The organism is Halobaculum sp. EA56, assembly GCF_051195075.1.
GTDB lineage: Archaea > Halobacteriota > Halobacteria > Halobacteriales > Haloferacaceae > Halobaculum.
In genome coordinates this window covers 1-7,333 of sequence record NZ_JBNTJX010000042.1, presented here as the reverse complement: position 1 = coordinate 7,333, position 7,333 = coordinate 1, and the positions used below count along the sequence as shown (strand labels likewise).

Annotated in this window: 9 protein-coding genes; 7 read left to right on the top strand and 2 right to left on the bottom strand. The window is 60.5% G+C overall.

Going from position 1 to position 7,333, the window contains the following annotated elements; genetic code table 11:
* From ACQUQ1_RS21390 to ACQUQ1_RS21370, 5 genes are all read left to right on the top strand, one after another.
* Positions 1-2,022 (top strand): primase-like DNA-binding domain-containing protein (locus ACQUQ1_RS21390; RefSeq protein ID WP_435066247.1); only part of this gene is annotated, 2,022 nt, incomplete at its 5' end.
* A 351-nt stretch (positions 2,023-2,373) separates the two neighbouring features.
* On the top strand, positions 2,374-3,636 hold the full coding sequence (locus ACQUQ1_RS21385) for a phage NrS-1 polymerase family protein (RefSeq protein WP_435066246.1): 1,263 nt from the start codon (positions 2,374-2,376) through the stop codon (positions 3,634-3,636).
* 210 nt (positions 3,637-3,846) lie between these two features.
* Positions 3,847-4,380 (top strand): DUF7342 family protein, encoded by a 534-nt coding sequence (locus tag ACQUQ1_RS21380; protein ID WP_435066245.1) that lies wholly within the window; start codon positions 3,847-3,849, stop codon positions 4,378-4,380.
* An 8-nt stretch (positions 4,381-4,388) separates the two neighbouring features.
* Positions 4,389-4,823: a hypothetical protein gene (locus ACQUQ1_RS21375; protein WP_435066244.1), complete on the top strand. Its 435-nt coding sequence runs from the start codon at positions 4,389-4,391 to the stop codon at positions 4,821-4,823.
* A gap of 127 nt (positions 4,824-4,950) precedes the next feature.
* A complete protein-coding gene (locus tag ACQUQ1_RS21370; protein ID WP_435066243.1) occupies positions 4,951-5,439 on the top strand; it encodes a hypothetical protein in 489 nt (162 codons plus the stop codon).
* Positions 5,440-5,502: 63 nt separating this feature from the next.
* On the opposite strand, the gene ACQUQ1_RS21365 is transcribed toward ACQUQ1_RS21370, so the two are convergent.
* Both ACQUQ1_RS21365 and ACQUQ1_RS21360 read right to left on the bottom strand, forming a co-directional pair.
* The gene (locus tag ACQUQ1_RS21365) at positions 5,503-6,015 is read right to left on the bottom strand and encodes a DUF3368 domain-containing protein (RefSeq protein ID WP_435066242.1); all 513 of its coding nucleotides are present in this window, start codon (positions 6,013-6,015) and stop codon (positions 5,503-5,505) included.
* Positions 6,016-6,306, bottom strand: a complete 291-nt coding sequence (locus tag ACQUQ1_RS21360) for a UPF0175 family protein (RefSeq protein ID WP_011571395.1) — start codon at positions 6,304-6,306, stop codon at positions 6,016-6,018. It abuts the gene before it with no gap.
* Between the two features lie 268 nt (positions 6,307-6,574).
* Between ACQUQ1_RS21360 and ACQUQ1_RS21355 the strand changes: the two genes are divergently transcribed.
* Positions 6,575-6,859, top strand: a complete 285-nt coding sequence (locus tag ACQUQ1_RS21355) for a hypothetical protein (RefSeq protein ID WP_435066241.1) — start codon at positions 6,575-6,577, stop codon at positions 6,857-6,859.
* Positions 6,859-7,185, top strand: coding sequence for a DUF7558 family protein (locus ACQUQ1_RS21350; protein ID WP_435066240.1), 327 nt, complete (start codon positions 6,859-6,861; stop codon positions 7,183-7,185). The genes ACQUQ1_RS21355 and ACQUQ1_RS21350 overlap by 1 nt, the downstream gene beginning before the upstream one ends.
* Positions 7,186-7,333 lie beyond the last annotated feature (148 nt).

The window sequence follows — 7,333 nt, the reverse complement described above, 5'->3', positions numbered from 1 at the left end:
AAGGACCGCAAACAGGCGCTCTCCCAGCACTCGGACGACTACGTCGTGAACTTGCTCGTCGACGAGGCAGCATCGGTCGTGGTCTCCGACATCATGAACGATCTCCTCGAGAAAGGACGAGGATTCCGGCTCTCTGTCGGCCTGTCGATGCAGTTCCCCGAACAGATGGAGGCCGAAGGCGGGCGGAAGATCTACCTGAACGCTCTGAACAACATCGGTAGTTCGCTCATTGGGAAAATCAACGTCGACCGGGAACTGGCACGAGCGATGGCCCACGAAGAGATGGACCCTGCGGATTTCGCCAATCGGATTCGTTCGTTGCCGCGCGGAGAGTGGATCGCCAGCCTGCCAAGCCCGACGTTCGGTGAAACAGGGCCGTATCCGTTCAGTCTCGAACCACTCCCGATTCCACCGGGGCACCCCGAAAGCGAATCCCCGCTCACTGAGCGTGAAGAGGAGCAGTTCACTGAGACACTCTCCTCGATGCACGAGCACATCAGTGACGAACACGGCGTGCCTGCTGCAACAGACGCCTCAACAACGAGAACACCTGTCGACGTACACGAGGTCCTCGATATCGGGAGTGACGACCTGGACGTCGCGATTGCGAAGGTGGTTCGGAGTCTTCAGCTTCGAGAGGGGTGCCGCGAGGAGAACGGCTGGGTAGCCGTTGAAGCAGTTGACGACGAACTCAGACGGCTCTTCGACGACGTTGACGCCGAGCCGCCGTCGTATGATGCACTCGCGGACATCCGAGAACGATCACGATACCTCGATACGACCGTCGATATCGACGCTGACGAACTCCGCATCCGGCTCACTGAAGCCGGAGAAGAGGTCGCGACACCCGATACTGGTGGCGTGCAGGCCGCTGGTGGGAGTGCCCACGACGCAGCACTCCGCCAGATCGAAGAAGAGCTCACCGCACTCGGTTTCACCGTCTCGATTCTCGCACAGGATGGCAGCGAGAAACCTGACGCGAGGGCGAGGCATCCCGACGTTGCCGACCGATTCGCCATCGAAGTCGAAACGACGACACCCGAGAATCCTGCGAAGGTACTCACGAATCTCCGGAAAGCCCAAGAAGCAGGGGATATCCCGTTATTTGTCGTTCGACCAGGAAACGACGAAAATGAGTGGGCCGAGCGTGTCGACGGCATTCTCACGCCACCCGTCCGCACCCTCCAGAATAGTGAGACGCGGTTCTACACGACTGACTCGAATCTCACGTTCAACGGCGGAGCAACCGAAGAAGGTGGAGTGACGGCCGTGCGGCCGGCGACCGACGACGAGAACGGTACCCAGAACATCTGGCAGCGTGATGGCGACGAAATCGTCCTTCGTGATGCCAGCGGGACGGAACACATCCGCCTCCCGTCGCTTGGAAAACTCTCGAAAGATCGTGTTCCGGCCATCTACAGCTACGATCACGCTGCCGACGAGTACGTCGTATACGAGCACGGTGAGCAACACATCTACGAGACGAAACCGGCGTTCGAGGACGACTGGGTACGTGTCAAGAAGCCATTCGTCCCCGAAGCCGAACTGCCCGTACCAGACTACACACGTTCGACGTACGGCATCGTCATCCTTCACGATGAGGCGGAATCGGTCGTGTATGAAGACGGTGAGAAGCGGCCACTCTCGGCAATCACCGACGGGTCGCTCCGTCCGGTATCGCCCGAATCAGCGACCGCTGACGAACCACCCAGTCAGACCGACCAGGCCGATGAGCCGGTCGAAGAGAAGCAGGAAGCCCAATCGCCACCGTCGTTCGAAGCGTTCGTCGACGACTATCTTATCGAAGACGCGGATGAAGCCGTGCCGAAAGATGACGTATTCAGTCTCTACACCGACTGGGCAGAGGCACACGGCATCGATGATCCGCTGAATAAGAGCTGGTTCACACGGAAGCTCAACACCCATATCGAGGTGGACTCAACGAAGAAGCGAATCAACGGGGAACCCGTCCCGCATTACACTGGTGTCCGCATCCGCTCTGAGGAGGAACCTGAGTCATGAAATGGACGTACACGGTCCAATTCCCGATATCATCGGGACTTCTTGAGACCTGTTCCACCCAGACAGAATCATGACTCCATCCGATCAAATTCGTAGGTCGGGAATCACCCGACGGCGGTATGTTCCACCCAAATTCCCAATGGGTGGAACACCAACGAACCGAGCGAAATGGGTGGAACACTCTCACGTCCAGCGATTTTTAACCTGCTATGGCGGGTGTTCCACCCAACAACCAACTAGGATAGAACGGGGGATCCCCGTTGGGACCAAGGGATTGGATCGCGACGTACAGCAGAGTGAGTTCTGTGCTGGCTCAGAGCCAGTGAGAGCCATGCGAGGTGCTGTGTGAGAATGAGTGAGCCTCTGATCGACGAGCCGGAGGCAATTCCGGAGACATTGCGCGAACGCGAGCAGTGGGTGTGCTGGCGCGAAGAGGAGCGAGACGGCAAGCCGACGAAAATTCCGGTAACGCCGGGAGATGGGGGATTCGCGTCAGCAACCGAGTCGGAGACCTGGGCGGGTTTCGAGACAGCACTCGACTACACCGAGACAGAGCACGCCGATGGCATCGGGTTCGTGTTTACTGACGACGATCCCATCGTCGGCGTCGATCTGGACGACTGCCGCGATCCCGAGACAGACGACGTCGACGACGCGGCGCTGGACATCATCACACGACTCGACTCCTATACGGAGGTGTCACCGTCCGGGACCGGCTATCACGTCCTGATTACCGGCACACTCCCCGACGGGCGGAACCGGCGCGGGAGTGTCGAACTGTACGACACGGCACGCTTTTTCACCGTCACTGGCGATCACGTCGAGCGGACACCGACGCGCGTTGCACGCCGGCAGGACGCGCTCACAGCGATTCACCGTGAGTACGTCCAGGACACCGACCGTGACACAGCACCCGAGTCCGAACAGCGTGGTGACGCTGACGACCGATCACCGACGACCGGTGCAGCCGACGTTGACGTCGACCTCGAAGACGAGGACCTCCTCGAAAAAGCGCGAAACGCATCGAACGGCGAGAAGTTCGAGCGGCTCTGGAACGGGAATACGGTTGGCTACGACAGTCAGTCCGAGGCCGACATGGCGCTGTGCTGTTTGCTGGCGTTCTGGACCGGTGGTGACCAAAGGCAGATGGATCAACTGTTCCGCCAGTCGGGATTGATGCGGGAGAAGTGGGACGAGGTCCACTACGCTGACGGGTCGACGTACGGCGAGAAGACCATCGAGCGAGCGATTGCAACCACGTCGGAGTTCTACAACCCGGACTCCGGCGACGACGCCGCAGATCCCCACGGCACACCTGACGAGGTCACAGCTGGCGGGACACCTGACGAGGCAGACCGGAGTCGTGCGTACCTGACGGAGAAAAACCGCTTGTTGAGCGAGCGCGTCGACGAACTCGAGGCAACACTCGAACAGAAGACTGAGCGGATCGAGACTCTCGAAGCAGAGATCGAGCGGCTCACCGACGAACTCGCAACCCGTGACAGGGAGACTGCGCAGTCTCACGAGGAAGACTCCGGTACTGCGAGAGAGACCGATGACGATTCAGAATCACCCTCTATGTTGAGTCGATTCTTCGGTGGCCAGTCCGAGTAGTAGCGCCGCGTCACCTTCATCCGAGAAGTCCTCCCTCGAGCCTTCTGATTCCGTGAGCTGAGAAATTAACCAACAGGCTCGCCATATCACGCTGCTTGTTGGTTAACTACGCTGAGTCTCGCCGTGAAATGGGGGCTACCGCAGGATATTGCAGTTCAGGAAACTATTCCTCGAAGTAAGAACTATATCCTTTAATCTACAAGCCCACGTATGTCCGAGACAGACGCCGCCGATGGCCCGCCCCCCTTCGAGGAGCCGTTCAGCAGCGACGACGTCGAACAGCGCATCTACGGGACCATCCTGCAAACCCGCGAGCCGACGACGGCGAGCGCGATCGCCGACAGCGCCGACTGTGACCCCAAGACCGCCCGGAAGTATCTGGGGTGGTTCGACGACCTCGGTATTGTCACCCGACACGACGGCCATCCAGCCACCTACGAGCGCAACGACGCGTACTTCGAGTGGCGACGCATCAACCAGCTCGCAGCCGACCACTCCGTCGAAGACCTGCAGGATCGCGTTCGTGAGCTGACGACGCGTATCACCGAGTATGAGGAGGCGTACGACGCCGCGTCACCGGCCGCCGTCGATGCCGTCGCCGCCGCGGAGGCCAGCGATGAGCAAACCATCGACGACGTGTACAGCGACCTCGCCGACTGGGCGACCGCCCACGAGGAGCGGGACCGCTACGAACGCGCCCGCCAGCAACGCACGGGTAGCGAACGCGAACAGGCATCCGGGTAGCCCGTTCGATGGTGCCACCGACAGGCGATGGCGGGACCCCTGCCCCCATCGATCGCCCCATCCTCGAGTTCCTTCAGACACGGCTCCAAGCGACGAGGCAAGTCTCCCACGCGGCCATCACGGATGCAAACGGCCATCTCGAGCTTCAGGTCGTCTTTACATCGTCATACTACCCAGCGTCCGTCGACAACGCAACCCTGACTGTCCGCTGGTACACGAACGACGACTTCAAACTCCACTATCGAGAGGTCCATTCGGAGCACACCTGGGAATGTCGATGGGATCGGCATCCGAACCCCCACAATACGCGCGACCACTTCCATCCCCCGCCCACCGCCCCGACGCCCGGTGACGATGACTCCTGGCCGACCGATCATCGTGATGTCCTGCGACTCGTCCTCGACGAGATCGAAGACCGGATTGCAGTACTGTGGGACGACTAGACGACTCCCCCGCAGTGGCGTTTATCGCGCCGACCAAGGGTGACGGCGCTCAGCGCGATGGGCACCACCAGGAGAGCCGTCGTGGTGTCCAGCCTGGTGTCAGCTGAGTGCAGTCACAGGTGAATCCATGTCGACGTTCAGTAACTCCGAGACAGCGAGTGCATCGCCGTCAGAAAACCACACGAGCCCACCCCGAGAGACCGAGGACACAGAGCCACAGACATCCTGGCCAGACGATACGAGCAGCGAGGATGGAACACCAACGCTCAGGATGGACCAATGTCCGGAGTGTGGGAACCGTCGCTTCGTCTCAAAACTCCTCGTGTACGAGATCACAGGCTACGACGAGGGCGGCGAGCAAGAGTTCCGCCGCCAGCACGTCCGGGCAGAGTTCGAATACACCTGCAGCGAGTGCCAGACGACACTCCGGACGCTTCCCGCAGAGCGCCGCGATTACTACGACGAAGTCGCGGTCCTCGAAACGGAACGGCGGGCAGCCCTCCGTGATCAATTTCGTCAGCTGGGGAGGCGGTGCTGGCGGCGTCTCGCAGCGCGGACGACGTGGCTGGCACTCGTACTCGTTTCACTCGTGACAGGCCTCGTGATCGCACTCTAACAGACCGAAACGAGAACGCATCCTCGCTATGGAGCGTACTCTCCGTTCCGCAACGGGGACACATCAGTCCGCAAGTGACTCGAGTTTCTGAATGATCTTCGCATAGACGTCAGGGGCGCAGTACCAGCCCTCGTCGATCATCGCATCAATCACGGTTCGGGCATCGTCGACACTGATCGTCCCCTCGCTAGCGAGTTTCAGCACGAGATATGCCGTCCCCCGGGTTGTGATTCCCTCGGCCGCTGCAACGTCACGACCGTACGTCTCATCCATCACGGCCACGCCATCGTGGGCATCGGCGCAGGCGAGAACAGCGACGTCGGCATCGCTGAGGTTGCTATTATCCTGGAGGCGGGACAGCAGCGGGGTGGTCTCAACAGACACAATATCAAACCTGTCGGCGTCGACGCTGCGCTCGATACGACGGGCGTCCGGATATCCCTGCTCGAGACCAGTTTCGACGACCTCCTCGTAGACGCGCTCCGGGAGTACGCACGACGCTTCAAGATGCTGGACGAGCGCGAGACGGTCGACCTTCGCGAGGTAGATGAGCGGCGTGGCGTCGAAGACCCACATTCACAGCGCCTCAAGATCCGCGTCGAGATGATCGTCCGCCACCCAAGTGATATCACGCTCTTTGGCGAGTTGTGCAAAGTCCCAGACGGACATCCCTGCCAGCTCAGCCGCCTTGCTAAACGTCACAGTGCCTGCCGCAAGCTGGTCGAGGGCCCGTTCGCGACGCCACTCCTCGAGTCCCTCGGAGAGGAGTTTCCGAACGGCCGTGCTCCGGTCGAGCTTCTCGTCTTCGAGATACGCCTCGAGTTCAGCCTCTAACTCGTCGGGCACGCGTGTCGAGATCGTTCCCATACTGTTTACTTCGTGTGCAATGTATACAAACGCTTCGGTGCTTCCGGTGGAGTGGCTCCGGTGTGGTGAAGCAGGCCCACAGTCACTGAAAGAGGTCGGTGGAGGTGCAGAAAGATTAACCAACAGACGGGATGGGTTTCGGAGAGTGTTGGTTAATATGGCGAGAGTCCGAGTCAGTCACCCGCCTGTCGGCACGCTCCCACCAGTGAGTTTGTCTGCGCCGGACGGCGTGAGGCGCGCTCGAAGCGCGTCCAGAGCGTGAGCTTCCATGACTGGACCTGATATCCTCGACGATACGACAGACGACTACGAACGACTCGAAACCGAACTCGTTGCCCAGGACCGGGATGCGGCCCGAGTCTCGACGGCGGACGTCGACGAGCGGAGTGCCCGCCGTCTCGTTGATGAACTCATTGAGGACGATGTGGTGACGCCGGTCCCTGACCAACGTATTCTCGTCCACGAGCCGAGTGGCGAGGCCTTCGACTCGATCACCCAGCTCGCCGTGTTCCATCGCGGATGGAGAGCCGCCAGAGACGCGGAGGACAACTGATGCAACAGACGCTTTCCGGGTGTGCGTTCTGCGAGAAGCTGCCAGGGTCAGAAATGGGCGAGGCGCATACGTGGGGGCAGGACGAACGGGTCACCCACCCAATCTGTGTCGACTGTGCCGTCCAAGAACGGCCGGATCCCGAGGAGCACGATCACCACGCCTGCGACGGGTGTGGGCTCGTCGTTGACACGCTCGCAGCGCTCACCCGGTTCCGTGTGGAACTGGGGCACCTCGAAGGCCCGTTGCAACTGTGCGAGCACTGTAGTCCAGGGGGGCTCGCAACGTACTGGACGCGTGATCTCGAAGAGCATCTCGTAGCCGAGTGACGCTCGACCAAGTGACGCTCACATCGTACACACGAAAACGGCTAAGTGCGTTGGCTCACAATGTGCACATTATGAGCACCGATAAGAAGCGCGTGCAGTTTCGGGCCCCCGATCGGCTCATCGACCGGGCCGACGCACTGGCCGCAGT